At 52.8% G+C, this 26,188-nt stretch carries 21 protein-coding genes; 10 read left to right on the forward strand and 11 right to left on the reverse strand.

All coding sequences use genetic code 11. The features are described 5' to 3' along the window. Nucleotides 1–4: 4 nt before the first annotated feature. Together GH984_RS01160 and cysM are read right to left on the reverse strand one after the other, a co-directional pair. Nucleotides 5–775 carry a 3'-5' exonuclease gene (locus GH984_RS01160; RefSeq protein ID WP_153718380.1) on the reverse strand — a complete coding sequence of 257 codons (771 nt, stop codon included), beginning with the start codon at nt 773–775 and terminating at the stop codon, nt 5–7. Further along, nucleotides 772–1,665 (reverse strand): cysteine synthase CysM, encoded by an 894-nt coding sequence (gene cysM / locus GH984_RS01165; RefSeq protein WP_153718381.1) that lies wholly within the window; start codon nt 1,663–1,665, stop codon nt 772–774. The genes GH984_RS01160 and cysM overlap by 4 nt, the downstream gene beginning before the upstream one ends. A 30-nt stretch (nt 1,666–1,695) precedes the next feature. Between cysM and tsaA the strand changes: the two genes are divergently transcribed. Beyond that, a complete protein-coding gene (gene tsaA / locus GH984_RS01170) occupies nt 1,696–2,370 on the forward strand; it encodes a tRNA (N6-threonylcarbamoyladenosine(37)-N6)-methyltransferase TrmO (RefSeq protein WP_153718382.1) in 675 nt (224 codons plus the stop codon). Here tsaA and GH984_RS01175 read toward each other — a convergent pair. Further along, the gene (locus GH984_RS01175) at nt 2,357–4,144 is read right to left on the reverse strand and encodes a mechanosensitive ion channel domain-containing protein (protein ID WP_253939078.1); all 1,788 of its coding nucleotides are present in this window, start codon (nt 4,142–4,144) and stop codon (nt 2,357–2,359) included. The two genes, tsaA and GH984_RS01175, sit on opposite strands and share 14 nt — an antisense overlap. Before the next feature lie 134 nt (nt 4,145–4,278). Between GH984_RS01175 and GH984_RS01180 the strand changes: the two genes are divergently transcribed. The 4 genes from GH984_RS01180 (at nt 4,279) to GH984_RS01195 (ending at nt 9,702) form a co-directional block, all read left to right on the forward strand. Then, entirely contained in the window at nt 4,279–4,686 is a 408-nt protein-coding gene (locus GH984_RS01180) for a phasin family protein (protein ID WP_153718384.1), read from the forward strand. Between the two features lie 91 nt (nt 4,687–4,777). Beyond that, nucleotides 4,778–5,527: a DUF2189 domain-containing protein gene (locus GH984_RS01185; protein ID WP_153718385.1), complete on the forward strand. Its 750-nt coding sequence runs from the start codon at nt 4,778–4,780 to the stop codon at nt 5,525–5,527. A gap of 3 nt (nt 5,528–5,530) precedes the next feature. Beyond that, on the forward strand, nt 5,531–6,604 hold the full coding sequence (locus GH984_RS01190) for an efflux RND transporter periplasmic adaptor subunit (RefSeq protein WP_153718386.1): 1,074 nt from the start codon (nt 5,531–5,533) through the stop codon (nt 6,602–6,604). Continuing rightward, nucleotides 6,601–9,702 (forward strand): efflux RND transporter permease subunit, encoded by a 3,102-nt coding sequence (locus tag GH984_RS01195; RefSeq protein WP_153718387.1) that lies wholly within the window; start codon nt 6,601–6,603, stop codon nt 9,700–9,702. The genes GH984_RS01190 and GH984_RS01195 overlap by 4 nt, the downstream gene beginning before the upstream one ends. Here GH984_RS01195 and GH984_RS01200 read toward each other — a convergent pair. Together GH984_RS01200 and GH984_RS01205 are read right to left on the reverse strand one after the other, a co-directional pair. Further along, complete coding sequence (locus GH984_RS01200) at nt 9,651–10,529, reverse strand: AEC family transporter (RefSeq protein WP_153718388.1); 879 nt, start codon at nt 10,527–10,529, stop codon at nt 9,651–9,653. The genes GH984_RS01195 and GH984_RS01200 overlap by 52 nt on opposite strands. A gap of 72 nt (nt 10,530–10,601) precedes the next feature. After that, on the reverse strand, nt 10,602–11,021 hold the full coding sequence (locus GH984_RS01205; RefSeq protein ID WP_369691881.1) for an FxsA family protein: 420 nt from the start codon (nt 11,019–11,021) through the stop codon (nt 10,602–10,604). Nucleotides 11,022–11,191: 170 nt separating this feature from the next. Here GH984_RS01205 and GH984_RS01210 point away from each other — a divergent pair, with 170 nt between their 5' ends. Next, entirely contained in the window at nt 11,192–12,304 is a 1,113-nt protein-coding gene (locus GH984_RS01210) for a lytic murein transglycosylase (protein WP_369691882.1), read from the forward strand. On the opposite strand, the gene pckA is transcribed toward GH984_RS01210, so the two are convergent. The 5 genes from pckA to GH984_RS01235 all read right to left on the reverse strand — a co-directional run bounded on the left by pckA (nt 12,285) and on the right by GH984_RS01235 (nt 17,472). Next, complete coding sequence (gene pckA, locus GH984_RS01215; RefSeq protein ID WP_153718390.1) at nt 12,285–13,883, reverse strand: phosphoenolpyruvate carboxykinase (ATP); 1,599 nt, start codon at nt 13,881–13,883, stop codon at nt 12,285–12,287. The two genes, GH984_RS01210 and pckA, sit on opposite strands and share 20 nt — an antisense overlap. An 84-nt stretch (nt 13,884–13,967) precedes the next feature. After that, the gene (locus GH984_RS01220; RefSeq protein WP_153718391.1) at nt 13,968–14,174 is read right to left on the reverse strand and encodes a hypothetical protein; all 207 of its coding nucleotides are present in this window, start codon (nt 14,172–14,174) and stop codon (nt 13,968–13,970) included. Next, complete coding sequence (locus tag GH984_RS01225) at nt 14,171–14,938, reverse strand: FkbM family methyltransferase (RefSeq protein WP_153718392.1); 768 nt, start codon at nt 14,936–14,938, stop codon at nt 14,171–14,173. Before GH984_RS01225 ends, GH984_RS01220 begins: the two co-directional genes overlap by 4 nt. Then, nucleotides 14,929–16,194, reverse strand: coding sequence for an MgtC/SapB family protein (locus tag GH984_RS01230; protein ID WP_153718393.1), 1,266 nt, complete (start codon nt 16,192–16,194; stop codon nt 14,929–14,931). Before GH984_RS01230 ends, GH984_RS01225 begins: the two co-directional genes overlap by 10 nt. Nucleotides 16,195–16,224: 30 nt before the next feature. Next, nucleotides 16,225–17,472: a M20/M25/M40 family metallo-hydrolase gene (locus tag GH984_RS01235; RefSeq protein WP_153718394.1), complete on the reverse strand. Its 1,248-nt coding sequence runs from the start codon at nt 17,470–17,472 to the stop codon at nt 16,225–16,227. A gap of 202 nt (nt 17,473–17,674) precedes the next feature. On the opposite strand from GH984_RS01235, the gene GH984_RS10805 reads away from it, so the two are divergent. Beyond that, nucleotides 17,675–18,025 (forward strand): methylated-DNA--[protein]-cysteine S-methyltransferase, encoded by a 351-nt coding sequence (locus GH984_RS10805; protein ID WP_256365592.1) that lies wholly within the window; start codon nt 17,675–17,677, stop codon nt 18,023–18,025. After that, nucleotides 18,012–19,199: an FAD-binding domain-containing protein gene (locus GH984_RS01245; RefSeq protein WP_153718395.1), complete on the forward strand. Its 1,188-nt coding sequence runs from the start codon at nt 18,012–18,014 to the stop codon at nt 19,197–19,199. Before GH984_RS10805 ends, GH984_RS01245 begins: the two co-directional genes overlap by 14 nt. On the opposite strand, the gene GH984_RS01250 is transcribed toward GH984_RS01245, so the two are convergent. Beyond that, nucleotides 19,144–22,989: a DUF3683 domain-containing protein gene (locus GH984_RS01250; RefSeq protein ID WP_153718396.1), complete on the reverse strand. Its 3,846-nt coding sequence runs from the start codon at nt 22,987–22,989 to the stop codon at nt 19,144–19,146. The two genes, GH984_RS01245 and GH984_RS01250, sit on opposite strands and share 56 nt — an antisense overlap. A 143-nt stretch (nt 22,990–23,132) precedes the next feature. On the opposite strand from GH984_RS01250, the gene icd reads away from it, so the two are divergent. Both icd and aceK read left to right on the forward strand, forming a co-directional pair. Beyond that, on the forward strand, nt 23,133–24,431 hold the full coding sequence (gene icd / locus GH984_RS01255) for an NADP-dependent isocitrate dehydrogenase (RefSeq protein ID WP_153718397.1): 1,299 nt from the start codon (nt 23,133–23,135) through the stop codon (nt 24,429–24,431). Nucleotides 24,432–24,469: 38 nt separating this feature from the next. Next, nucleotides 24,470–26,179 carry a bifunctional isocitrate dehydrogenase kinase/phosphatase gene (aceK, locus tag GH984_RS01260; protein ID WP_172973132.1) on the forward strand — a complete coding sequence of 570 codons (1,710 nt, stop codon included), beginning with the start codon at nt 24,470–24,472 and terminating at the stop codon, nt 26,177–26,179. Nucleotides 26,180–26,188 lie beyond the last annotated feature (9 nt).

Genomic DNA, 26,188 nt, shown 5'->3' on the forward strand with positions numbered 1-26,188 from the left:
TCAGTTATTCCACCCACGCATCGAGAAACTGTTGAAGATGGGGTTTGTTCGCCTCTTTCAGCGTTTGCCGAACTAATCCAGTTTCTCGGGCATAGTCAATCGCATCAAGGTTGCCGCGCATTTGCTCAAAGCGCAGCCAAAGCAGATAAGTGTTCAAAACATCGTGCTCACAATAATCACGCACCGCGGCAAATTCCCCTCGTTCGATCGCCTCACGAACTAAGCCGCCGCTCATTCCCAATTTTCCCGGAAAGCCACAGAGCGTTGCCACTTGATCGAGGGGCGCAACGGCTCGTGGTGAATATCCAGCTAGCACATCCATTAAGTCGGTATGCCTGTCGTGATACCGGCTATGATAGTTGTTAAAGCGAAAGGAGCGATCCTGGTCACCCGTTTCCCAATAACGCGGCGCGCTTATTCCATGCAAAAGCGCACGATAATGTAATACGGGCAGATCAAACCCCGTGCCATTCCAGCTAACCAGTTTGGGCAGATAGCGTTCGATTCCCTCAAAAAACCGCCCAATTAAATCGGCTTCATCATCCCCTCCATCCCCTAAAGAGAAGACCGTGAACCGATCGCCAATTAGCGCGGCCACTGAGATGACAACAACACGATGCAAAGGCAGGCGCAGAAAATCATTGCCCGTTTCTTCTCGACGCATGGCCAACAGCGCCTCGGCAACGCCGTTGTCATCTAAATTGCCAAAGTCATGAAGCCGCCGGCCACCCGCAACATCTGGGATGGTTTCAATATCAAACGCAAAAATGTTCATTGATCTGGAAAGACTCCGCTAGAGAGATACCGATCACCGCGATCGCAAACGATGCTAACAATCACCGCATTTTCCACTTCTGATGCAATTTGCAATGCTGCCCAAAGCGTGCCGCCACTGGAGACACCGGCAAATACACCCTCCTCCGCTGCGAGCCGGCGCGTCATTTCTTCAGCATCTGCCTGGCTTACCTCTACGATGCGGTCAACGCGCTCTGGTTCATAAATTTTAGGCAAATAGGCCTGCGGCCACTTACGAATACCCGGGATGCTCGACCCCTCTGTTGGCTGCGCCCCCACGATTTGAATATTGGGGTTCTGTTCTCTGAGGTATCGAGATACCCCCATGATCGTGCCGGTGGTACCCATCGAGCTGACAAAATGAGTGACCTTGCCTTGGGTGTCGCGCCATACCTCAGGGCCGGTGCCGTTATAATGGGCACCCCAGTTATCGGGGTTTGAGAATTGATCGAGAACTCGCCCCTTACCCTCTGCCTGCATCCGCATCGCTAAGTCTCGAGCACCTTCCATCCCTTCTTCTTGGCTTACCAACACCAGCTCAGCGCCGTAGGCGCGCATCGACGCCCGACGCTCGGTTGTCATATTGGCCGGCATAATTAAAACCATGCGATAGCCCTTTACGGCGGCCGCCATTGCCAGCGCAATGCCGGTATTGCCGCTCGTGGCTTCAATCAGGGTATCGCCGGGGGTGATTTCGCCGCGCGCCTCTGCGGCGGTAATCATATTCATCGCAGGCCGATCTTTTACCGAGCCCGCTGGGTTATTGCCTTCAAGCTTGAGCAACACCGTATTGGACCCAGTATCGACAAGACGCTGAAGGAGAACTAAGGGCGTGTTGCCCACGCATTGATCGATTGTTTGATACTGCATAGCCAAATTGTAAAGCATTATAATTGTGACATGGAGATCAAACCGATAGCGACGCTGCAAAGCGTTTTCACAAGCCGTTTCGGCACGCCTCGCCAGCCCGGCATTGTGCCGGATGCCGAGGCCGTCTTAACCTTCCTACCACCTTATAACGACCCCGACGCGCTTCGCGGGCTAGAGACCGCCTCGCATATTTGGGTTATTTTTGGCTTTCATGCGATTAAAACTGAGCCGTGGCGGCCCATGGTGCGCCCACCTCGGCTTGGCGGTAATCGTCGTTTAGGGGTTTTTTCAACCCGCTCACCCTTTCGCCCTAATGGTCTAGGCCTTTCAGTATTGCGGCTGCTTGAGGTGCTTGATCAACCTCCCGTGGGCCTTAAACTCGGCGGCGTTGATTTGATGGATGGCACACCCATTTACGATGTGAAGCCTTACCTACCTGAAATTGACAGTCTCCCTGACGCAATCCCACCCCTAGGTTTTGAGCAGCCCAGTGAAAAGCTATCGGTAATCTGGGCACCGGGGCTGGAGAGCACAATAGCCCCCAAGCTTTCTCAATTAATTGCTCAAACCGTGGCGGCTGACCCCCGCCCTGCTTATCATCGCCAGCGCCCCGATCAGCAGTACGGCATGACGCTGGCTGGCCATGAAGTGCAATGGCGCGTTAAACACACACAAGCAGAAATCACCGCGGTTACTCCTCTTTAAGGATACGTAATGGCGCTGGTGGTGCGTTCCCAGCTTTGTCCTCACCGAACCAAACGGTCATATGTGGGAAGGGTATTTCAATGCCTGCTTCATCAAAGGTTTCTTTCACGATCCGGTTAAACGCACGCCCCACCGCCCACTGCATACCCGGCGCGGTGCGAATGCGCACTCGAATATTGACCGAACTACTATCCAGTGCGGTTACTCCATCCATCTCTAGGGGGCCAGCCACTGCGTCAGCGAGCTCACTCTCATTGATCAGTTGGTCATAGGCGACATGCAATTGCTCTATCACCTCGCCAATATTTTCGCGATACGCCACCCCATAAACGCCCAGGTGGTAGCCAAAATCACGCGTAAAATTTGAAACCAGATCGACTGAGGAGAAAGGAATAATATGCAGTGTACCGGTAAGATCACGCAACGCGATTGACCGCAAACTCAACCGCTCTACGGTGCCGCTGATTCCTGCCGCAGTAATGTAGTCATCAGCATGGATTGCATCCTCAATTTGGATAAAGATACCGGTAATAATGTCTTGGACGAGTTTTTGGGCACCAAACCCCACCGCCAGACCAATGACACCCGCCCCAGCAATCAGCGGTCCGATATTCATACCCAGTTCAGCGAGCAAAATCATGCTAGCCATCACCACAATCGCAATAGCGGCCGCATTTTTAAACAGAGTCAATAAAGTCTTTTCTCTCGATCCCGGCGCGCCTTGGCCGATATCCGGATTCAGTCGATCTTCGATCCAGCTCATTACTAAAAGCCATACAACACCGGTGAGCAAGAGGATTAAAAGGATGTTTGCCAGCGACTCCAACACAGACAAACCCAAGGGAGACGACACAATGGCCTCGACATGCAGCACATTCCAGGCATGCACAACAGCCACCGCAAACAAAATGGCGATGGGCACGTGTAAAGCGCGCAATACACGAGGCACCCATTTCGATACGCGTTTGGCAACGGCGGGGTATCGCGTCGCTACAGAGCCCGGCATAAACGCTTGTAACGCTGCACAACTTTCTACCGCTCGACTGATTAAAAGTGCCACGGCTAAAAACACGGCGGTCTGAGCAATCGCCAGCCCCAGAAATCCCGCAACACTCGGCCCTAAGGCGATGCTGGCCACCCCAACCCCGAACGCGGCAGCTAAGCTGAGCCAATGCCACACTGATGCAACGAGATGCAGTACACCAGCGAACACAAAACCGACTTGTGCGGTTTCTAAGCTCAACAGTAACGACTTAACGATTGCTCGCTGTGCCCAAACGACGCGAACCACCAGCACAACCATTGCCGCGATCACAATGCCATTTAGCAACCAACCCAGCGTGCTGTTATAGGTTAATAAGCTTGGCACCAGCCAAAACCCACCGTATCCCGCAATTACTAACAGCGCTCGCAAGTGCCATTTGAAGGTGGTTGGCCATGGTAAGCGCGTTACCCCGCGCCCCAGAATTCCGACCGTTAAGAAAACCCAAAGAAAACGGCGCGCCATATCATGCCAAGCACTTGCCTCGCTGAACATAATGGTGAGGCTCAGCCAGCCAATACCAAAACTAAGCGCGCGTACGCTAACCGCTGTGGCCTCAAAACCCAGCTGATGACGGCCTCTGAGTAGCCGATTTCCAAGTGCAAGCGCCCCGTAATAAACAAGAAAAACAGCAATAATTAGGCTTACAAATTGGAAAAAAATCGCCTGATCACCACTCATCCAGAGCGTGTGAAAATCATTAACCAACTGTTTTAGCTCACTAATTACCATCCCGTGCACTCCACAGACCGATCTAATAAAAAAAGTGTTGCACCGCAACAAAACAATCCTGTATGATGCACTGCAACAAGGTCGAGAACCTTGAGTTTGAAGCCAACTTGTTTGTAACGATAGAGGATATTGACATGAGTATGGATGCATTTACCAAATACAATGAACAGGCTGAGAAAATGTTCATGGGCCCAACCCGTGAGTATGCGAAGCTGGCAATGGCCTACGCAGAAAAAATGATCGACGCCCAAATGGAAGCAGCCAAGACCTACACAGAGATTGGTATGGGCCAGGCCCGCGCAGTGTTAGACATTAAAGACACCAAGGGTCTTCAGGCCTACGCCGAGGGTCAGCAAAAAATTGCTCAAGACCTCAGCGAGCGGGTGAAAGGCGATGCCGAGAAAGTGGTCGCTCTGAACCAAGACTTCGTGAACGAAGCCCGCAAGCTAGTTGAGACCAACGTGAAAACAGCTTCTGACGTTGCGTCAACCGCCGCTAGCAAAGCAGCCTCTTCCACCCGGACTGCTGCTAAAGCGAAGTAAAACTCGATTTAACTTTGCTGATAAAAAGCCGCCAGCTTCGTGCTTGGCGGCTTTTTTTGTGTTATCACCGTAAAAAAAAAGGAGAGATAACATGCAAGCAACACTCAGTATTCAGCAGGTGCCTATGGGGCGCAGCTTAATTTGGCTAAAACGAGGCGCACAAGATTTTGCGGCAAGGCCACTGGCAAGCCTTTCTTATGGTGTCCTTCTAGCTCTGACCGGTTTTCTTATCGTTGCTCTTGCGGGCCGCTATCCCCACCTACTAACAGCCTCCATTTCAGGATTTTTTTTAGCAGGGCCATTCTTAGGAATCGGGCTCTATCGCCTCAGTCAGGCCAGAGAGGCAGGCGAGCAAATTACCCTTTGGGACTCATTAACAGCATGGCGCAAGAATCCTTGGTCAATCGGCATGTTTGGTGTGCTGCTGGCGTTTATTCTGCTGTCTTGGGAGAGGATTTCCGCCATTTTATTTGCCCTATTCCATGGCGCAGGGCTACCCACGGTCTCTGGAGGGTGGACGGATAGTCTATTCATTGCCGCAGATCCTGCTTTTCTAATGGTTTATTTAGTAGCGGGTGCTATTCTTGCTGCTATCGTGTTTTCGTTGAGCGTTATTGCGTTGCCGATGTTGCTGACCGGGCCGATTGATCCGGTTACCGCCGCTATCGCTAGCGTTACCGCAGTTCGTAAAAACACCCCCGCTCTGCTCATTTGGGCCTTAATTATTGTTGCGTTAATTACATTGGGAATGATGACAGCATTTATCGGTCTTATCGTCATAATGCCATTAGTGGCTCACGCCACCTGGCATGCGTATCGTGATCTGACTAAAGAGGATTAATTTTTGACCAAAGACAGGTTGGTAGCCGGGCTACTGTTTTTCTTTTCGCTGGCAACCACTGTCGTACATGCGCAGCCAGCATCGCCCGTGGTTGTGGTTGATGTTGCCAATCAAGTAACCGAGCAAATCACACTAGAGGCAGTGGGCAAAGCGCAGGCCCTACACTCTGTTGCGCTTTATCCAGACAGTAGCGGTCGGGTTGTTGAAATTAATATTCCGGCTGATGGTTACGTAAATGAAGGCCACCCCATTGTCTCTCTTGATGCCCAAAGCGAAGCCATTGCGCTTGTCCTTGCGGAAGTTCAACTCGCTGACGCAAGGCAACTGCTTACTCGATATGAACAGATAAAAGATCCGACAGCTATTTCACCAACCACCGTTGATGAGGCAAAAAAGGCAGTCGATATCGCAGAGCTTGAGCTTCAACAAGCACAGATCGACCTCGCAGACCGCACCGTGCTGGCTCCGTTCAGTGGGTACATCGGCTTAACTGATGTTCAATTGGGCGATCGCATCGATACCGATACCCTCATTGCTCAACTCGATGACCGATCGCGCCTACAGGTTCGATTCACGATACCCGAGCAGTATTTTGGCCGCTTATCGGTTGGCGATACCGTCTCAGTCTACCCATGGGCAAATCCTAGCGAGCAACTCTCCGCGCAGATTAAACAGATCGATAATCGTATCGATCAAAACACGGCCACTTTTACCGTGGAGAGCACCCTTGATAACACCAAAGATTTGCTCCGGCCCGGCATGACATTACGGGTGGTCGCCGAGCTTCTCGGCACCGAGCAAATTAAAGTGGCTGAAACCGCTGTTCAATGGGGTGATAGTGGCGCCTACATTTGGGTGGTGCGTGACAATCAAGCAGAACGCGTTGGTGTGAACTTAGTCGGCAGACAAAATGGCGCCGCATTAATTCGCGGTGATGTTCAACCTGGAGAACAAGTCGTTATCGAGGGCGTGCAACGCCTTCGCCCCGGGGTTGAATTGGCTTTTACCACCGCTGAGCAACTCGATGGCACAGACCCCCTGCCCGCCATCAATCGTCAATCTGAGGGGGGTGAATGAAACCTTCCCCGCGGGGTCTGCCAGCAATCGGAATACAACGCCCTATTCTGATTACCGTTATCAACCTACTGATTGCCATCGCTGGGCTTGCTGCGTTGGCTGGCGTTGAAGTTCGAGAAATCCCCGATGTGGATCGGCCGGTTTTAACGGTTAGCGCGCAATTCCCAGGGGCCGCGCCCGAAACAATGGATGCCGAGGTAACGAGTCGAATTGAGGGCGCGGTTGCTCGCGTTTCAGGTGTTCGCTCGATTAATGCCTCCAGTGAAGAAGGGAGCACCCGAGTTGTTGTCGAGTTTTATCCCAACGTCGATCTCGACAGTGCCGCGTCTGAGGTGCGCGAGGCGATATCGCGCATAGAGCGCAATTTGCCCAACGATTTAGATCGTTTAACCGTGATTAAAGCAGATCAAAACGCAAGCCCTGTGGCACGAGTTGCCGTGCAGGCGCCCCAACTCACCCTTGATGAGCTAACCCGGCGGGTAGAGACCGATATCGTCCCTGAGCTGATATCGATATCCGGCGTTGCGGATGTGCGCCTTTTTGGGAATCGCCCGCGTCAGCTAAGGGTCAGCATCGATCCATTGCGTCTTGCGGCCCATCAGCTGGACCCGACGGATGTCATTGATGCGCTCAAGAACGCTGATCTCGACGTGCCGGCCGGCAGCTTTCGCGGCAGTGGATTAGAGCTTCGCGTGAGGGCCAATGCTGCCATCACCTCCGCCGAACAGCTTAAGGCCATTGAGATCCGACCAGGGCTTGCCCTACGAGAAGTTGCCACGGCCATTTTGGCTCCTGCAGACGCCCGCAGCGAGGTGCAGTTAAACGGAGAAACCATTCTCGGCCTTGGCATTATTCGTCAGGCACAATCCAATACATTGGAGATATCGAGTGGTTTGGATGCGGCGATCGAACGATTAAACGCTCGCCTCGACGATATCGTATTGATTAAAACGTCAGATGAAGCGCGTTTTGTCAGAAGTGCCATCCAAGAAGTGCTTATTACGCTGACCGCAGCCATTGGCATCGTTGTTTTAGTTATTTGGCTATTTATTGGCACAATCCGCGCCACCATCATCCCTGCTGTGACCATTCCACTTGCATTAACCGGTACATTAACGGCAATTTGGTTGTTGGGGTTTTCGGTCAATTTATTAACTCTTCTCGCATTGGTATTGGCCACCGGGCTGGTTGTTGATGATGCCATTGTGGTGCTTGAGAACATACAAAGACGCCGCCGCGAGGGGCTTGAGCCCAATATCGCCGCACTGCTCGGCACCCATCAAGTCTTCTTTGCCGTTATTGCGACCACGGCGGTTTTAATCGCCGTGTTTGTGCCCATCTCCTTATTACCGGGCGATGCGGGGCGACTGTTCAGAGAGTTCGGTGTCATTCTTGGCGTCGCCGTCGCAATCTCCTCTTTCACTGCGCTTTCGCTTGTGCCAGCAATGGCGGCTCGGGTCATTAAATCCGACCCGCCCCCTGGCCGGCTACGCCGCAACCTGCAACGGTTGGGCAATCGCATTGCCCATGGATATGCGCGTAGCCTTGGTTATTTGATTAAACGCCCAGTCGTTATTGTTGTTGCTGCCGCGCTAGTGCTCGGATCGGCCATTTGGATCTACCAAGGCATTGACCAAGAACTCCTGCCTACCGAAGACCGCAGCCTGACCTTTGTGGTGGCCACCGGGCCCGACGGTGCGGGACTAAAATATAGCGACCTTCAGGCGCGTCGAATGCAAGACCGGCTCCAACCCTTGGTAGATTCCGGCGAAATTGCCCGTTTATTTACGATTGTGGGGCGCTGGGATCCTAACCGCATACTCATTGTTGCCCCTCTGGTTGATTGGGATGATCGTACGCGGCATCAAACCGAAATTATTAACGACATGCGTGCAGCGCTCGCTGACCTGCCGGGCGTTCAAATCCGTGTCGGTAGCACCAATAGTCTGCGCCTGCGTGGCATTGGCTCAGGTTTAGAAATAGCGCTTCTTGGCGATGACTACGATGAGATTTATGCAGCCGCACAGGATTTCACTACACTCATTGAGGATCGTTTACCGCAGCTATCGCAACCCCGCATATCCTACTCCCCGACACAGCCACAACTGCGTGTCGATATCGATCGACAGCGCGCCACCGAGTTGGGCGTTCCACTCGATGGCCTGGGCAATATTGTGCAGGCGATGGTCTCTGGCTTTGAAGTCGTCAATATTGATATGAAAGACCAAAGTATTCCGATTCGCGTTGAACCGTTGCAGGGGCTGATAGAAAACCCAGCAGATCTGCGCAATTTGCGCATTCGGGCTGACTCCGGCGCGATGGTGCCGCTATTGAGTGTGGTTTCTTTTCGCGAAGAAAGTGTGGCAGCTGAGCTTGACCGGCGTGCCCAGAGGCGGGCAATCGATATCGATTTGGCGATTGATGATAACTACACGATGCAACAAGCCATTGAGGATCTTTCAACCCTTGCGCGGGAGACACTGCCCAGCAATATCAGCATGATCCCACTGGGTGAAGCTGAAACGTTACAGGAAACCCGCCAAGAGGTGGCGCTAACCTATGCATTGGCGTTGTTGATTGTCTTTTTGGTGTTAGCGGCCCAGTTTGAAAGCCTCGCCAGTGCCGCCGTTGTTATGTTAACCGTTCCATTTGGGCTTGCCGCTGCGGTATTTGCGCTGGCAATCACGGGTACATCTATCAATATTTACTCTCAGATTGGGCTGATTCTACTAATTGGATTGATGGCTAAAAACGGTATCTTAATTGTGGAGTTTGCCAACCAGCTGCGCGACGAGGGGCAATCGGTTTATGACGCTGCCTTAGGCAGTGCACGCATCCGCTTACGCCCGGTTGCCATGACAATTCTAGCGACTGTGTTTAGTGGCTTACCCTTAATTTTAGGCAGTGGCGCGGGCGCAGAATCTCGGGCAGCAATTGGATGGGTGGTATTTGGCGGCCTTAGCCTAGCGGCAGTCTTTACCTTGTATTTAACGCCAGGCCTTTACATTTTGCTAGCGCGATATAGAAAACCAATAGCTCAGCTGGATCAGGCGGTCAACAACAACACAAGCAGCATCGCTGGCAGCGCAAATAAATGACTTAATACAATAGCGCTAGCTGCTAGCCCAGAGTCGCCATTCATTTGTTTAACGAGCACGTAGCCAGCAGCAGCACAGGGCGCTGCCAAAAATATCGCAACAAGCCTCAGGCTATCGGCATCCAGCCCCATCCCTACCCCAATGCCCCAACCAATCAAGGGCGTTAGGCCCACTTTAATCAGTGATGCACATGCCGCCCACTGCAGATTGCCTCGCAAGCGAGTTCCATAGAGGGCCCCACCAATCGATAGCAGTGCCAGCGGCAACGCCATTTGGCCCAATGCGGTCAGTGTTCGTTGCAAAAACGCCGGCAAAGAGAAATTGACGATTGCCAATACTAGGCCAATCACAACACCGATAAGAATCGGATTAGTTGCAACACCCCGCAGTGAGTTCAACCCGGTGGAGCGAAAGTTAACACCATTGGGCAATTGAAGGATTAGCACGGCAAAGATGTTGTAAAAGATGACTAATGGGGCAAACGCGACCAATGCGGCCGCTTCTATTTCACTTGAAGCATTTGAGCCGGCAAAAGCCCAAAAAACCACTGGCAGACCAATAAAGGTTAGGTTGCCTCGATACCCAGAATGGATAAAGGCCACCGCTGAGCGCAGAGGTAGGCGCCAGATCCAGGTAATCCCCGTCGCGATTAGGATGCTTGCAAGTGTCGCGATCATTAACACAGCAACCATGTCGATAAGCGCCGCCCACTCGGCGCTAAGCTCGCTAATGCGCGCAATTAGATAGGCTGGAAGACCAATCCAATAGCAAAGCCAACTAATTTCATTTAACCCAGTTGAGGAGAGAAATCCACGATAGGCCAGCAACCAGCCGCTCGCAATAATGGCAATAATCGGCAGAAGAATCCCAATCAGGCTCAGCAGCGGACTATCCTCCGACTAATCACGCGGCGGATCACGACGCTCGTAATCCCCCTCTATCGTGACCCGATCGACAGCGCCACGCTGGGCTTTGATGCGCCGTAAGACAATTTGCACAAACCAATGCCTAGTGAATGGCAGTAAACAGGCAAAACCGATCGCATCAGTCACGAAACCGGGGGTAAGCAACAGCACACCGCCCACAGCTAGAGCCACTCCCTCAATGAGCTCAATGGCCGGCAAGGTACCTCTGTCAAGATTGAGCCGCGCTCGCGCAAGCGTCTGCAGACCTTGCTGACGCAATAACGCCGTACCAATTGCTGCCGTTAGCAGACATAAGGCAATGGTATAAAGCGCCCCAATGCCCTTTCCAACCTCAATAAGCAGAAAAAGCTCGACCAGAGGAACGGTCACAAACAAAAATAATGCAACAATCACTGTTCTACCGTAGATGCGAATAACTCAATAAGCAGGGTATCATCCAACGCAGTCAGACGGGTCACACTTTGGAGCAAATCATGCGCCTCAATCGATTCGCTTTTATAATAGCGAGTTCTGCCCTTTGCACGGCTTGTGCCGTTGCACAGCCTACAACCCCAGGGTTTCAAGTGTGTCTTAATGACATCACCGAGGCGGCCGCCGCACAGGGGGTCAGTCAGCAGGTGTCTGAATCTCTTCTCTCTGAAGTCACCCCTGATCCCAAAGTAATTGAATTTGATCGGAGACAGCCCGAGTTCACCCAAACTTTTGCCGATTATCTGGAAACCCGAGTTAGCCCGACTCGCCTGAATCAAGGGCGACAACAGCTTAAAGACCAAGCGAATATTTTGGATCGTGTTGCGGCCGAACACGGCGTGCCCGCGCATTACCTTGTTGCTTTTTGGGGTTTGGAAACCAACTACGGGCAATACCTCGGTCGAATGTCTACCGTGCGGTCTCTGGCGACCTTGGCATGTGACACACGCCGTTCTGCTTTTTTTCGTGAGGAGCTCATTGCAGCATTGCAGTTAGTTGATGCGGGCACCGTATCGCCCGAGCAATTGAAGGGCTCTTGGGCCGGCGCTGTCGGCAATTTTCAGTTTCTACCAAGCGTGTATCGTGACCACGCTGTAGACGCTGACGGTGACGGGTCTATCGACCTTTGGGACAATTTTGCCGATGCTGCCGAGTCAGCAGCACGCTTTTTAAGGGCGAGAGGCTGGGAACCAGGAGAGCGCTGGGGCCGAGAAGTTAGCCTGCCTGCGGCGTTTGATTATCAACTGACAGACACCACTGCCAGCGTGGATGATTGGTCAGCGCGGGGTGTAATGCAAGCAGATAGCAGCCCCCTGCCAAGCTCAGATATTACCGCGCGCCTTTTATTACCAGCCGGCGCACAAGGGCCGGCATTTCTGGTTTATCCCAACTTTGATGTGATCATGCGGTGGAATCCATCGCAATTTTATGCGCTTGCCGTTGGGCATCTGGCAGATCGGCTAAACGGTGCAGAACCGCTGGTTCAATCGCCCCCTAACGAACCTGCGTTAAGTACCGAAGCAGTCAGTGAGCTACAACTTACCCTCAGTGAGGCTGGATTTGATTCGGGGCCCATCGATGGCCGAATGGGGCCAGCAACCCGTCAAGGCATTCGTGCCTACCAGCTTGCCAATGGCCTAGTCCCAGACGGCCACCCTACTCAAGAAACGCTCAACAAATTGGGTATCAAACCGTCTCCGCGCTAGCAACCAGCTGATGAATACTCTCAGCAGACGCCGGCCCTGCCGCCAGCACACGCGCTTCTGTTTCATCGGCATACTGCGCAAAATTGCGCCGAAATAATTCAGCCAAATCGGCAGCGGCCCGCCAATACTCAGCGGGGTCACTCCACGCCTGACTCGGGTCAAGCACCTCTGCGGGTACCCCTGGGCACTGCGTTGGCACAGCGAGGCCAAAAACCGGATCTTGACGGAATTCCACCTTGTCAAAAGCATTGGCATGGATCGCATCGATCATGGCACGGGTATAGGCTAAGCGCATACGCTTACCGACCCCGTATGGGCCACCAGTCCAGCCGGTATTGATTAACCAGACATCTGTGCCATGTTTTTCTAACCGCGCCTCAAGCATTCGCGCATACACCGCTGGGTGCCAGACTAAGAACGGCGCGCCAAAACACGCCGAAAAAGTGGCTTGTGGCTCACTAATTCCCACCTCGGTACCGGCTACCTTTGCCGTATACCCACTCATAAAGTGATACATCGCTTGCTGCGGCGTTAAACGCGATACCGGCGGAAGAACACTAAAGGCATCACAGGTAAGAAACATTATTTGGGACGGCGCGGGCCCAACACCTGGGATTAGTGCACGCTCAACATGACTGACCGGATAAGCGCAACGGGTGTTCTCGGTGATGCTGCCATCGGTATAATCAACCTCCCCGGTTTCTGGATTATGCACCACGTTTTCAAGCACGGCGCCAAACCGTATGGCTGCATGGATTTGAGGCTCTGCCTCGGCAGAAAGATCTATCACCTTGGCATAACAACCGCCCTCAATATTCGCAACACCCGCATCGCTCCAGCAGTGCTCATCATCGCCAATTAAATGCCGTGATGGATCGGCGGACAAGGTTGTCTTACCCGTTCCTGAAAGCCCAAAGAATAGCGATACATCACCGGCTTCACCCTGATTGGCCGAGCAATGCATCGATAAAATCCCTTGTTTTGGCATGAGATAATTCATGAGCGTGAACACGCCTTTTTTCATCTCACCCGCATACTCAGTACCCAAAATAACCAGCTCTTTGGCGGCTAAACTGAGAATCACCTGCGTACCAACAGCCGCTCGCCCGGCGTTAAGAATCGTATAATCTGGCGTTTCAAAAACGGGAAGGCCAACGTCTTCAGGCATGATGAGCATGTTGCGCATAAATAAAGCATGATAAGGGCGCTCACAAATGACTCGTATGGCCACGCGGCAGCTTTCCTCTGCACCAGCATACCCATCAATCACATACAGCCCATTTGCCTGTGATAAATGTTCAATCGCAATATTTCGCGCTTGTTTAAAGCCCTCAGGCTCGATCGGCTTATTGACGGGCCCCCACCAAATATCCGCTGAAAACTCCGGGTCGTTTACCAGGCGCTTATCGTTTGGACTACGGCCTGTTTTTTCCCCCGAAAACGCAATGAGCGCACCAGATGCTGCAATGGCACTGCTTGGCTCTTGGGCTAAGGCATGATCATAAAGCGTTTTTGGATCGGGATTATGATGGATTTGGGTGGCAAGAAGACCGTAACGGCCAAGGTCCGGCAGGCTCATAAGGCGGGCGCGCTCCTTCGGAGGTTTTCATTCGAGCAAAAATGTTCAACTGAACATTATAGTGCCATCAACGACCCACTAGCGCTACCCACCGCGATGAAGAAACGCGGCACCCACAGCGGCTCCGATCATAATGGCGAGGAATATCCAAGCGGCGATTGCTTGGGGTGACATGCCTTTTTTTACGGTTTGCGCTTCTTCCGTTGAAACCGTTTTAGCACGCCGACGGGCCTGTATAACGAGGATTGCAACAATGGTAACCGCAATCGTGAGCAATATTTGTTTAATCAATCCTTAGCTCCTCGCTCGATTTGTTTTGCATAAATATCGCCAGATTTTTTTTGCTGATCTGCGGATTCCAGCCAGCGCAGGATACCGTGATTCCCCACCCACTGGGGAAATTCCAGCTTGCGTCGTTCACCATACGAAATATTAAACACGTAATCACCCAGTTGACTGAGTCGATCGACACATGCGCTTGCTACCGACAAACTGCCCGGAACAAACTCAAACGATAACGCGGCAATGGGTTGATCTAGCCCAGCAAGAACGGCCGCCTCATGCCCCTCCACATCGATTTTACAAAATGCTGGCTTGCCGTAGGCAGCAATGAGCTGACTTAAGGTGGTCACAGGCACTTCAATTTGATGATTCCAACGGACACCTGCAAAGCCGGCATTCTCCTGAGTAATCGTCTCGCGCCAACCCGCTGCTATCGACGAAACGGTCGGGTTGCTTTCACTGACCGCCAGTTGTGCCGTCCCCACCGCTTCACCCACGGCGCTGTCTAATACGGTAACGCCCGGGTAACGCTGGAATCGCCATCGCAGATAGGCCAATGGCAGCGGCTGGGGCTCGCAGGCCACAACACGCGCCCCAAGGTGCAAAAACGCGAGCGTTCTATCCCCAACATGGGCCCCAATATCAAATACTAAGTCATCAGACTGAATAAAGGGTTGATAATGCCGCCTTAAACTGGGCTGCCGCCACGGCATGCCGTACACCAAGATAGACTTTGCCAAACCCAACGCGGCCCTCACCGACGCTAAATCCATAACAGCAAGCCCGCTGCAGCGCCAACAATAATAACCCCACCGAGTCCGACAGCCACGCGCAGGCCCAGTGCGGTTCCACCCACCACAACTGAAAGCCCTAGTTTGACGAAAGTATTGGCCAGCGCCGCGATTAAGATTCCGGTGACGGCAGTTTCGGGCGCAAGCGAACCTTCTGCCATTCGTGCAAGCGAGAGGGTAATGGCATCAACATCCGTTAAGCCCGATAAAGCTGAAAACAAGTAAACGCCGACGTCACCGGCAAATCGGCGGACCGCCTCTGCAATTAACACGACCCCCGCGAGCAACGCCCCAAAGCGTAAGGCAGCAGCAAGATCTACCGCGCGACTCAACGGCGGAGTTTTAGGATGGTCCGGGGCTTTCTGCCCTTGCCACAACAGAGCCACTGAAATCAGCGTACCCGTGAGGCCAACCGCAATAAATGGGCCTAACAAGCTCGGCAAAAGCGCCGGTTTCACCACCGCTAAAAGAACTAACACTCGCGGAAACATCATGCTGCTTGCCATGATAATTGCTGCGGCAAAGAGGTTTTGATAGGCCGGCTGCTGACGCGCGGCTCGAGAAAGATTGAGCGTTAATGCGGTGGATGAGGCCAGCCCCGCAAAGATACCCGTTACAAACACCCCTCGCTGAGTCCCCAAAAGACGCACGGCAAAATGCCCAATAAAGCCAATCGCACTAATCAGCACCACCATTAACCAGAGTTCATAAGGCACCCAGACTTCCCAAGGGCCCATTCCGGTTTTTGGCAAAAGAGGAAGGATAACCGCACTAATCAGTGCTAGCTGCAAAATGGCGCGCAGCTCCATTTGGTCAAGCCAATTCATCCAAGCGTGCAGCCGCGGCTTGTAACCAAGAATTAGAGCCACACCCACGCCCGACCCGAGTGCCAGTAGCGTATCGCCCATAACCGCAAGCGCACCCAGCAGGTAGACACCAACAGCCGCAATTTCTGTGGTCAAGCCCAGATCGGCTGACCGAACGGCTTCTTGCCATCGACTCAGCACAAGCAACGCACCGAGAAGCGCTAGGCCAATGGCCACAATCCAACCACCCTCACTGTTTAATGCCAATAAGCCGGCGGCACCACCAGCTAGCCCAATAAGCATAAAACTGCGCAGGCCTAGGGTACGATTACCCTCGGCGAGTTTTCGATGATGCCAGCCGCGCTCTAGCCCCACCAATACGCCGATGGATAGCGCCACGAGCAATCCAAACCATGTTGAACTTATGCCCATGGCGCTACCCAGTCACTGGTGTTGGTTAGCCTAATCCGACTCAAACCCCGGGTGCTTGAGTGGTTGTGCAGAATCCAGACGCGGATGGTTATTGCAGAAGGCTACTGCCAACACACCGGGCTGTGTCTCTTCTTTATCCAGCGCCTGCAAGGTACCTGCCACCGCATGGGTACAGGCTAAAACATCACGCGTACAAGCACTTTCAGAGATCGTGTGCATATTGCGCAACGGCATACCCACGGAGGTGGCGGCACAATCCACGTTGCCCAGCACGCCCGCCATCCCGTCAGTCCCCGTATCTACACCAACCACATCGCGCTGCATGGGGATTTCTAGGTTATTGGCCACCGTTTCAATACGGCGATTAAGCTGCTCGCTAACGATGGAGCCAACGCTCATGGTGAAGCCTTTACCCATTTCGATAGGCGCCATACGACGATCACCAATGCCTGGAGCCGCCGCATAGTCATGGTTCACATCAACGCCAATAATGGCATCGGGACGGAGCTCTCCCGCCATCACCCGACTACCAAAACGGCCAATTTCCTCATAGGTCGCAATGGTAAAGAGCATGCGAATGTTTTTTGCGCCACCCGACTCAGCAACAAGGCGTGCCGCTTCTGCTGCGACAAAGCAACCTAACCCATTGTCTAGATAAGCACCGTAAAAGGTATCAGGCCCAAACCCTCGGCGAATTGGGCGATTCATTAGGATGCTATCCCCAGGACGTATGCCTAATCCCTCGATTTGTTTTTTCTTATCTGCGCCGTGAATATGAAGCTCAAGATAAAGCTGCTCTTTGCGAACTCCACGCTCGCCAGAGCGCAGTTTAGGATCAGCGAAATGGATAGCACCAAGCGCTTCAACGGTTCCACCGTCAATACGTCGGTAAGACCCCGGTGCCGCCGGGTCTTCACTAAACAGGCTGACCTCATGGCCAATTAATGTGGTGGGCAGAAATGAATCACTATTGATCCAGATCTTTCCATCATCGCCAATACTACGAACCTGCATGCGAATTTTATCGGCATGCCCAATCACCATCACTTTAAAGCGATCGTCATCACCTGGGTGGGTATCAAGGATCACCCCGGCATGGCCTTTAAACGATTGCACAGCCCAGCCAGCAGGCGCAAAAGATTCAAAGTAGGGCTTGATAACACCGTGAGACATCGCACCCTCAAGCCCAATTGGACTGGGGGCGGCCAGAATATCGTGCATCAGCTGAAACTGGCTATCGGGCATGGGTTCTGCCCAAGGATGGGAAAGATTTGCCATTACTGCCTCTTTGTTGTGATGTAAAACCGCTAGGATAACGTTTTATAGCTCGTTATTGGAGTCAGCTTTCGTGAGCACCCTGTTTCTTGCGCCACGTCTTCCATCGGACAAAACGGCTCTTACAGCGCTCTGGCCTACCCCATTTGGTACCATCGAGTTAATGGGGAGTACGCATGCTCTGCACTCCAGTCGTTTTATCGACATGAGCCCTAAGTGCGTTGAACCGCTACCAACCCCTTGGAAAAAACCCGGCGCAAACCTCTGTTTGAAAGCCTCTGGAACCCCGTTTCAATACAAAGTCTGGCAGGCATTAATGTGCGTCGAATTGGGCCAAACAATAAGCTACAAGGCGTTGGCAGCCCAGCTGGGCCAACCTGCCGCCACGCGCGCAGTCGCTAACGCGGTTGCCGCTAACCCCCTACCCGGCTTTATACCTTGCCACCGGGTTATTCGCAGCGACGGGACCCTTGGCGGTTACTCCCAGGGCATCGACCGAAAACAGCGATTACTTACCGCCGAGCAAAAAGGACAGTCACTTCATGAGTTTTTCTAAACCCATCATCGCAACTCGAGCTGAAGGTTTACGACGGCTGGAGGCTTTTTTACCGCATGCCAGTGGCACCTACCGCGACTACCGCAATCACCTGAGTCATCCCGAGGGGCTACCGACCGTATCGAAGCTCTCCCCTTGGCTACGCCATCGCTTAATTACCGAGCAAGAAGTTATTGACGCTGTGGTTGACGAACACGGCGTCAGGGCAGCAGAAAAATTCATCCAAGAAGTGCTCTGGCGAAGTTATTGGAAAGGGTTTCTTGAGCAACGCCCCTCGCTTTGGACAGACTACCGGCGCGAGGAATTCGCGATACCGAGCAAACACACGGGCATCGAGTGCCTTGATGACTGGCAGCAGGAACTTGAAGCCGCCGGGTATCTCCATAATCACGTCAGAATGTGGTTTGCCAGTATTTGGCAGTTCACCCTGGGTCGCTCTTGGCAGTCAGGAGCGGATCTGTTTTTAAGACATTTAATCGATGGAGACCCTGCTTCCAACACCCTATCGTGGCGCTGGGTAGGTGGCCGACAAACCAACGGAAAGATTTACTTGGCCACACCCGGCAATATTGCCAAACACACCAACGGCCAATACAAGCCCGCACAATTGGCCACAGACGTGAAACCGCCGGCGCCGCCTGAGTTACCCGTACGAATCCCGCTGCCGAGCACACCCGTTTGGCAGGTCACTCCCAAAACTGCGCTTTTAATTCACGAAGAAGACCTTCATCCGGAGGGCCTTTTCGGCCATCCCCACTGGGCCAGCGTGGTTGCGCTTCAGTCCACGAGCTGGCGATCTGGGTTACCGGTATCCGATGTCGTCAATCAGTTTGTTGCTGAGGCGCTTAAAGATGCAGGCTCAAGAAATACCCCATCAGACAGCAATGATGCTGCCTGCTATTTAGCCAGTGAATCCGGGTTTAACGCACTGCTTGCTCATCTACATAACGCGAAGATTACGCAATTGCTTACTCCGTGGGCGCCCTGTGGCCCTACCGCAGATGCCTTGGCAGCCCTTGAACCCCTGCTTAAAGAAAAAGGGGTTCAGCTAATTAGGGTGCCACGCGAGTGGGACCTTCAGTTATGGCCCCATGCCACCCATGGATTTTTTCGGTTTTTTAAAGCAGTACGCGCTCAACACCCTCTTTTTGAACCGACTCTACAAAACGAGTAGACCAATCCTTACCCAGCAAATGCTTAGCCATTTCGATCACAATGTAATCGGCCTCGATCCCGGTATCTTCTCCATAACGAGAGAGCCCCTGCAGGCATGCCGGGCAAGAGGTAAGCATTTTCACCTTCTCCTTTTCAACCACCGGTGAGCCGGTGAGTTCCTCAAGGCCGGTATTAATCTCCTCTTCCTTACGAAACCGCACCTGCGTAGCAATATCAGGGCGAGAAACCGCAAACGTACCGGCCTCTCCACAGCAGCGGTCGTTGAGCGCCACAGATTGCCCCATCAATGCAGAGGCAACCGACTCTCCAGACTGAGTCTTCATGGGCGTGTGGCACGGCTCGTGGTAGAGATACTGCATACCTTCTACTCCGTTGAGCTGATACCCCTTCTCTAGCAGGTACTCATGAATATCCAAAAGCCGGCAATCCGGAAAAATCTGTTGGAATTCATATTTTAAGAGCTGATCCATACAGGTGCCGCAAGACACAATGACCGTACGAATATCGAGGTAGTTAAGCGTATTTGCCACTCGGTGAAACAGAACCCGATTTTCGGTGGTGATCTGCTTACCCTTTTCAATATCACCTGATGAGGTCTGTGGGTAGCCACAACACAAATAGCCTGGCGGCAATACGGTTCGTGCCCCGGCGTCATGCAGCATTGCTAACGTTGCTAGGCCAATTTGGCTAAAAAGGCGTTCTGAGCCACAGCCGGGAAAATAAAAAACGGCCTCTGAGCGCTCATCAGTGCGCTGCGGATTCGATAAAATTGGTACATAGCGTGAGTCTTCAGCACCAATCAATTGCCGCATGGTTTGACGAGGCAATTCCGCTGGTAAGGGTTTACGGAGAAAATGCACCACTTGCGCCGGCACGCCAGAAAGATCACGTGTGGGCCGCGGCCGATGCTTAATGGCCGAGTCTGGTACGCCACCCTTGGTACCCGCTAACCCAACCTGACGCGCAAGATGATGCCCAAGCCGCTGAGCCCCATACCCCCACTGCATCATGCCACGTCGCATCAGCTTAATTTGGCCTGAGTCAGTAATATTTAAAAACGCCATTGCCGCTTTTGAGGCCATGCTCTCACGGCGTTTGCCCTGTTTTTTCAGAGCATGACGCATCTTTATCGTGACCTCACCATAATCAATATTAACCGGGCATGGCGTTACACAGCGATGGCAGATAGTGCAGTGGTCTGCAATATCGTTCATCTCTGCCCAATGCTGGAGCGACAGGCCACGCCGCGTTTGTTCTTCGTACAAAAAGGCTTCGATTAAAAGGTTGGTTCCTAAAATCTTATCTCGCGGTGAGTAGCGAAGATTGGCGCGTGGCACATGGGTGGTACACACCGGCTTACATTTGCCGCAGCGCAAACAATCTTTAATGTCTTCGTTCAGCTCCCCCAGCTCACTTTGCTCTAAGATGAGGGCTTCTTCCTGCACTAACCGCAGCGATGGGGTATAGGCTGCTTCCAGATTAGCGCCTTCCAGCAACTTGCCACGATTAAACCGACCTTCCGGATCGACTTGACTCTTATAGGTTGCAAACGCCTGACGTTGCGCTGGCTCTAAATACTGGAACTTCGTTAGTCCAATCCCGTGTTCGCCCGAAATCACCCCATCTAGGCTTTTGGCTAACGCCATGATTTGATCAACTAACTCATCGGCGCGTCTCATCATCGCGTAGTCATTAGAGTGCACAGGGATATTGGTATGCACATTGCCATCACCAGCATGCATATGAAGTGCAATAAAAAGCCGACGCGCTCGTAATTGCGTGTGAATGGCATTAAGCTTATTGCGAGCGGGTTCAAAATCACGACCATCGTAGATTTCGTTAAGCTTACGGGCCACCTCATCCCGGTAAGACACCCGCCGCTCTCGACGCAGCAGTTGGCTAAGAATCGCAGATTCTTCGCCCTCAGCCGCCTTTAACAGCCCTTCCCAATCTTTTCTAACAGTCTGCAGGTGCGCCAAAGCGGCCTCACGCTTGCGCGCCAAAATGCTGCCGCCCTCGGTGCTAGTCGAAAGATCTTCGCGCGCGGCGTAATCAGACTTTGCCCTGAGCTCTGGCATTGGCCCTGAGATATAGTCTTGCGCGGCCTGAAGAATTTCCAATTTGTTGCGCAACGACTCAACAATGTTAATGCGCTCAATACCCTCGCTGTAATCAGCGAGTCGATCCAGCGGAATAACCACATCCTCATTAATTTTAAAAGCGTTGGTATGCGCGGCGATGGCTGCCGTGCGGGAACGGTCTGCCCAAAACGTACGCCGAGCCTCTGCCGAGGCTGCAATAAATCCATCGGCATCTCGCGTACTCACTCGACCGACCATATCCTCAGCTGCCGCCTGACAGGCAATTTCATCGTCGCTTGCGATGTCCGCAAGGAGCAACATCCGTGGCTTTTCACCACGCTCGCCCTTTGGTGCGTAACCCACCGCGCGAATGTAGCGTTCATCCAAATGTTCAAGCCCCGCCAACTGCACAGCCGGGTTTGCCTCTAAGGTCTCAATGACCTCAACAATTGCAGGAACCGCCTGGTGCAAATCATTCCCGTAAAACTCCAGGCATACGGTGCGTATAAACTTTGGCATCACATGCAAAATAAAACGCGCCGAGGTAATTAGCCCGTCACACCCTTCTTTTTGCACACCCGGCAATCCGCCGAGCACCTTGTCGGTGACATCTTTACCCAGCCCTATTTTGCGTAAACTTGCCCCGGGCAATGTGATGATGGTGGGCTCGCCAATGGATGTTTTGCCATCAGCGGCAAAACGAGATACCCGAAAGCGCACCGTTTCTTGACAATGAATCTTGCCTAAATTGTGCTCTAGGCGTTCAACCTCCAGCCACTGCGCATCTGGGGTTACCATCCGCCAGCTAGCGAGATTATCGAGCGTTGTGCCCCAAAGAACCGCCTTTTTCCCGCCCGCGTTCATGGCAACATTGCCACCGATTGTGCTGGCGTCTCGCGAAGTTGGATCCACCGCAAACACAAGCCCAGCGCGATCAGCAACTTCTTCTACCCGTCGCGTGACCACACCGGCTTCAACGGCAATGGTAGGCACTGCACGCTCAACGCCCGGCAGTGCCGTCAGCTCAACGGCGCCAATTTTTTCTAGCTTTTCGGTATTAATCACCGCTGAGAAGTCATCTAATGGGACCGCGCCACCGGTATAACCCGTACCGCCACCCCGCGGAATGACCGTTAGTTCAAGCTCTATTGCACTGGCCACCAAGGCCGCCATCTCCGCTTCTGAGTCGGGCGTGAGCACAACAAAAGGTAGCGCGACTCGCCAATCCGTGGCATCGGTTTGATGCGCAGCGCGGCTTAACCCGTCAAAGCAAATGTTGTGCGCGGCAGTATGCTGCGAGAATACCTTCAAGGCGCGTGCCCGTAGGGCTAGCACCTCGGTAAAACGCTGTTCAAACTGCTCAACAGCTAAGCGGCAGCCATTTGCCAGCGCTAAAGCTTGCTCATTGCCATCAGCCCGCTGGTCAATCTGCCCAAGACGGTGGCGCATCGCATCCGTCAGCGATCGCCGACGCTCAGAATTATTGAGAAGATCCTCTTGAATATAGGGATTGCGATCTACAACCCATAGATCACCAAGCACCTCAAAAAGCATCCGCGCCGAAATACCGGTGCGGCGTTGCTCACGAAGCGTCTCAATGATTTTCCAACCCTCTTGCCCAAGATAGCGTTGAATGATTTCGCGATCAGACGAGGAGGTGTAGTTATAAGGGATCTCGCGGATACGAGGTGCAGCGGAAACAGACATGATCGCCCAAAACTCCAGCGGAAATTATGCCCCCTATGATACGGAACTTAGGTCGCGAATACTTACGATGCTGTCCTCCATCGACGGAATATGAAAAAATAATGCTTGGTTAAAGGATTAAGTAACTGACAGAGAGACCCATTATGAGCACGATTCAGGTCCCCGCCGGCGGCGAACCCATTACACGAACCAACGGCGTTTTAAACGTCCCCAATAACCCGATCATTACCTACATTGAAGGCGATGGTATTGGCGTTGATATCACGCCAGTCATGCATCGGGTTGTTGATGCTGCCGTTGGAAAGGCCTACGGCGGCAGTCGGCAAATTCATTGGATGGAAGTCCTTGCCGGCGAAAAAGCCAATAACGAAGTCGGCGCCTGGTTACCTGATGAAACGGTGGATGCCATCCGCCAGTATCTGATCTCCATCAAAGGCCCCATGACCACGCCCGTTGGCGGTGGCATTCGCTCACTTAACGTCGCGCTGCGCCAAGTTTTGGATCTTTACGTTTGCCTGCGACCGGTACGATGGTTTAACGGCGTGCCCTCTCCGGTAAAACGGCCCAATGAAGTGGATATGGCTATCTTCCGTGAGAATACCGAAGACATTTACGCCGGTATCGAGTTTGAGGCGGGCTCTGCCGAAAATGAAAAATTCAAAGAGCTGCTGAAGGAGCACTTCCCATCTGCTTACGCCAACATTCGTTTTACTGATGAATGCGGCATTGGCATTAAGCCAATTTCTCGGGAAGGTACCGAGCGTCTCGTTCGCGCCGCAATCCGTTATGCCATCGACAACAAGAAAAAGTCGGTCACCATCGTGCATAAAGGCAATATTATGAAGTACACCGAAGGTGCCTTCCGCACGTGGGCGTACGAGCTAGCTGAGCGTGAGTTCGGTGCCGAGACCTACACCTGGTCTGAATGGGAGCGGACCGTTGCCGCCAAAGGCCAGGCGGCAGCCAATGAGGAACAAGACGCCGCAGTGGCAGCAGGCCGTATTTTGATTAAAGACTCCATTGCAGACATCACTCTGCAGCAGGTCCTTACCCGCCCAACCGACTTTGATGTGATTGCCACCATGAACCTTAATGGCGATTACCTCTCTGATGCGCTGGCCGCGCAGGTTGGGGGAATTGGCATTGCGCCAGGGGGCAATATCAACGAGCAGACAGGCCATGCCGTGTTTGAAGCAACCCACGGCACCGCGCCCAAGTACGCGGGCAAAGATATGGTTAACCCGGGCTCTTTGATTCTTTCTGCTGAAATGATGTTAAGGCATCTTGGCTGGACAGAAGCGGCCGACCTCATCATTAAAGGCATGGATCAAGCTATCGCTAGCCGCGAAGTCACTTATGACTTTGCGCGGTTAATGGACGACGCCACAAAAGTCAGCTGCTCTCAGTTTGGCGAGGCGATGATTCGGCATATGGGGGACTAACCATCCCGTCTACAGCGAAAGCAGATTCGCGGGCGGCGTTGGTCGCCCGCACTGCTTGGCGTATTAGCGATGGGTTTGATCGCTACAACCAAGACTTCCGTCGCATAACCGCTCGCGCAAAAAAGCGCTTTGTGGCCCGCGATTGGAAAGGGCAAATGGCCGACATTGCGCGTCGCGTAGAGCTCTACGAGCAATGGGCACAGCGCACGGTTAAACATTTGCATAATGAGCTAGGTGAAGAATTTGCGGATCATCAGCTCTGGGAAGCAGTTCGCGATTACTTTGGGCAACGTATCGAAGAAATTCCCGATGCCGGTTTTGCCAAAACCTTCTACAACTCCATCACGCGGCGCGTTTTCGGCACTCGTGGAGTAGACACCGCTGTTGAATTTGTTCAACCCCCGCCTGAGGAAGGTATTACGTCGCTAACCATGCGCTGCTACCCCTGTTGGGGAGACCTTGATGCGGTCTGCGCCGCGCTGTTAGATGATTTTAAATTCAGTCAGCGTCATTATGCCGATGCTGGTAGCGCCGCTGCCTATATTGCGCGCACCATTCGTGAAAATACTGAGGCTCCTTTAACTGACAACGACTGCCATCGCCTTGAATTTATTGACACTCATTTCTTTCAAGGAACACGGGCTTATTTAGTGGGCCGCATTCGGACCGAGCAGCAGACCCATCCCATTGTTGTTGCGCTGTGTAATACCGACACCGGCATTACCGTCGATGCGGTCCTGACAACAGCCAAACAGATCGGTGTCATCTTCTCGTATACCCGCTCTTATTATTTTGCAGACCCCACCTCGGTCGTTGCCGCCGTACAGTTTTTACACGACTTACTGCCGCGCAAGCCCATTGACGAACTCTACACCGTACTTGGGCGGCTTAGGCAAGGAAAAACAGAACGTTACCGAACACTCATAAAGCATCTTCACAAAACTGACGATGCCTTTGTGCATGCCCCGGGCGAACCGGGGCTCGTTCAGATTGTATTTACCCTGCCCTCTTTCAATTTAGTCTTTAAGGTGATGCGAGATGTTTTTCGCCCACCCAAAACCACCACCCACGATGATGTGCATCAAAGCTATCGGTTGGTCTCTCGGCATGACCATGCGGGCAGGCTCATCGATACTCAGCACTTTCGTAACCTCCAACTTCCGCGAAATCGTTTCTCTGATGAGATATTTGCCGAGCTCATGAAAGAAGCCCCACGCACTGTGAGTATCGATGGCGATCAATTGGTGTTCAAACACGCTTATGTAGAGCGCCGGGTGCGCCCACTGAACCTATATGTCCGTGAGGTGGATGAGCAAGAAGGCACGCGGGCGATCCTCGATTATGGCCGGTGTATTAAAGATCTGGCAGAAACTAATATTTTTGCGGGCGATCTGTTGCTAAAGAATTTTGGCGTGACCAGCTCGGGGCGCGTGGTTTTTTATGACTACGATGAAGTCTCTTTAGTTACCGAGTGCAACTTTTTTGAGCTGCCCGAGCCCGATGAAGACTATCCGCTGATGGACCATTCCATGCACCGCTTTGTTGGCCCGCAGGATATATTCCCCGAGGAGTTTATTCGCTTCCTTTCCATGCCATCCCGTTTGCGCGCTGAATTTCTAACCGCACATCGCGACTTACTCACGGCTGAGTACTGGCGCGATGTGAAATCCCGCCGGCTAACTGGCGAAGTAGCAGAGATCGTGCCTTACGTGCGTCAGAGTGTGGCGGCACATCGAATCGAGTTATAAGGCCCCCGC

It is taken from the genome of Spiribacter salilacus (assembly GCF_009649225.1).
GTDB classification, from domain to species: Bacteria; Pseudomonadota; Gammaproteobacteria; order Nitrococcales; family Nitrococcaceae; genus Spiribacter; species Spiribacter salilacus.

Coding starts and splice junctions, on each gene's coding strand:
- pckA (WP_153718390.1), bottom strand. CDS start 13,883: ATGAGCCTGCCGGACCTTGGCCGTTACGGTCTTCTTGCCACCCAAATC.
- GH984_RS01225 (WP_153718392.1), bottom strand. CDS start 14,938: ATGGATTTAGCGTCGGTGAGGGCCGCGTTGGGTTTGGCAAAGTCTATC.
- GH984_RS01160 (WP_153718380.1), bottom strand. CDS start 775: ATGAACATTTTTGCGTTTGATATTGAAACCATCCCAGATGTTGCGGGT.
- GH984_RS01185 (WP_153718385.1), top strand. CDS start 4,778: ATGCAAGCAACACTCAGTATTCAGCAGGTGCCTATGGGGCGCAGCTTA.
- cysM (WP_153718381.1), bottom strand. CDS start 1,665: ATGCAGTATCAAACAATCGATCAATGCGTGGGCAACACGCCCTTAGTT.
- GH984_RS01230 (WP_153718393.1), bottom strand. CDS start 16,194: ATGGGCATAAGTTCAACATGGTTTGGATTGCTCGTGGCGCTATCCATC.
- tsaA (WP_153718382.1), top strand. CDS start 1,696: ATGGAGATCAAACCGATAGCGACGCTGCAAAGCGTTTTCACAAGCCGT.
- GH984_RS01195 (WP_153718387.1), top strand. CDS start 6,601: ATGAAACCTTCCCCGCGGGGTCTGCCAGCAATCGGAATACAACGCCCT.
- GH984_RS01250 (WP_153718396.1), bottom strand. CDS start 22,989: ATGTCTGTTTCCGCTGCACCTCGTATCCGCGAGATCCCTTATAACTAC.
- GH984_RS01175 (WP_253939078.1), bottom strand. CDS start 4,144: ATGGTAATTAGTGAGCTAAAACAGTTGGTTAATGATTTTCACACGCTC.
- GH984_RS01245 (WP_153718395.1), top strand. CDS start 18,012: ATGAGTTTTTCTAAACCCATCATCGCAACTCGAGCTGAAGGTTTACGA.
- icd (WP_153718397.1), top strand. CDS start 23,133: ATGAGCACGATTCAGGTCCCCGCCGGCGGCGAACCCATTACACGAACC.
- GH984_RS10805 (WP_256365592.1), top strand. CDS start 17,675: ATGAGCCCTAAGTGCGTTGAACCGCTACCAACCCCTTGGAAAAAACCC.
- GH984_RS01235 (WP_153718394.1), bottom strand. CDS start 17,472: ATGGCAAATCTTTCCCATCCTTGGGCAGAACCCATGCCCGATAGCCAG.
- GH984_RS01180 (WP_153718384.1), top strand. CDS start 4,279: ATGAGTATGGATGCATTTACCAAATACAATGAACAGGCTGAGAAAATG.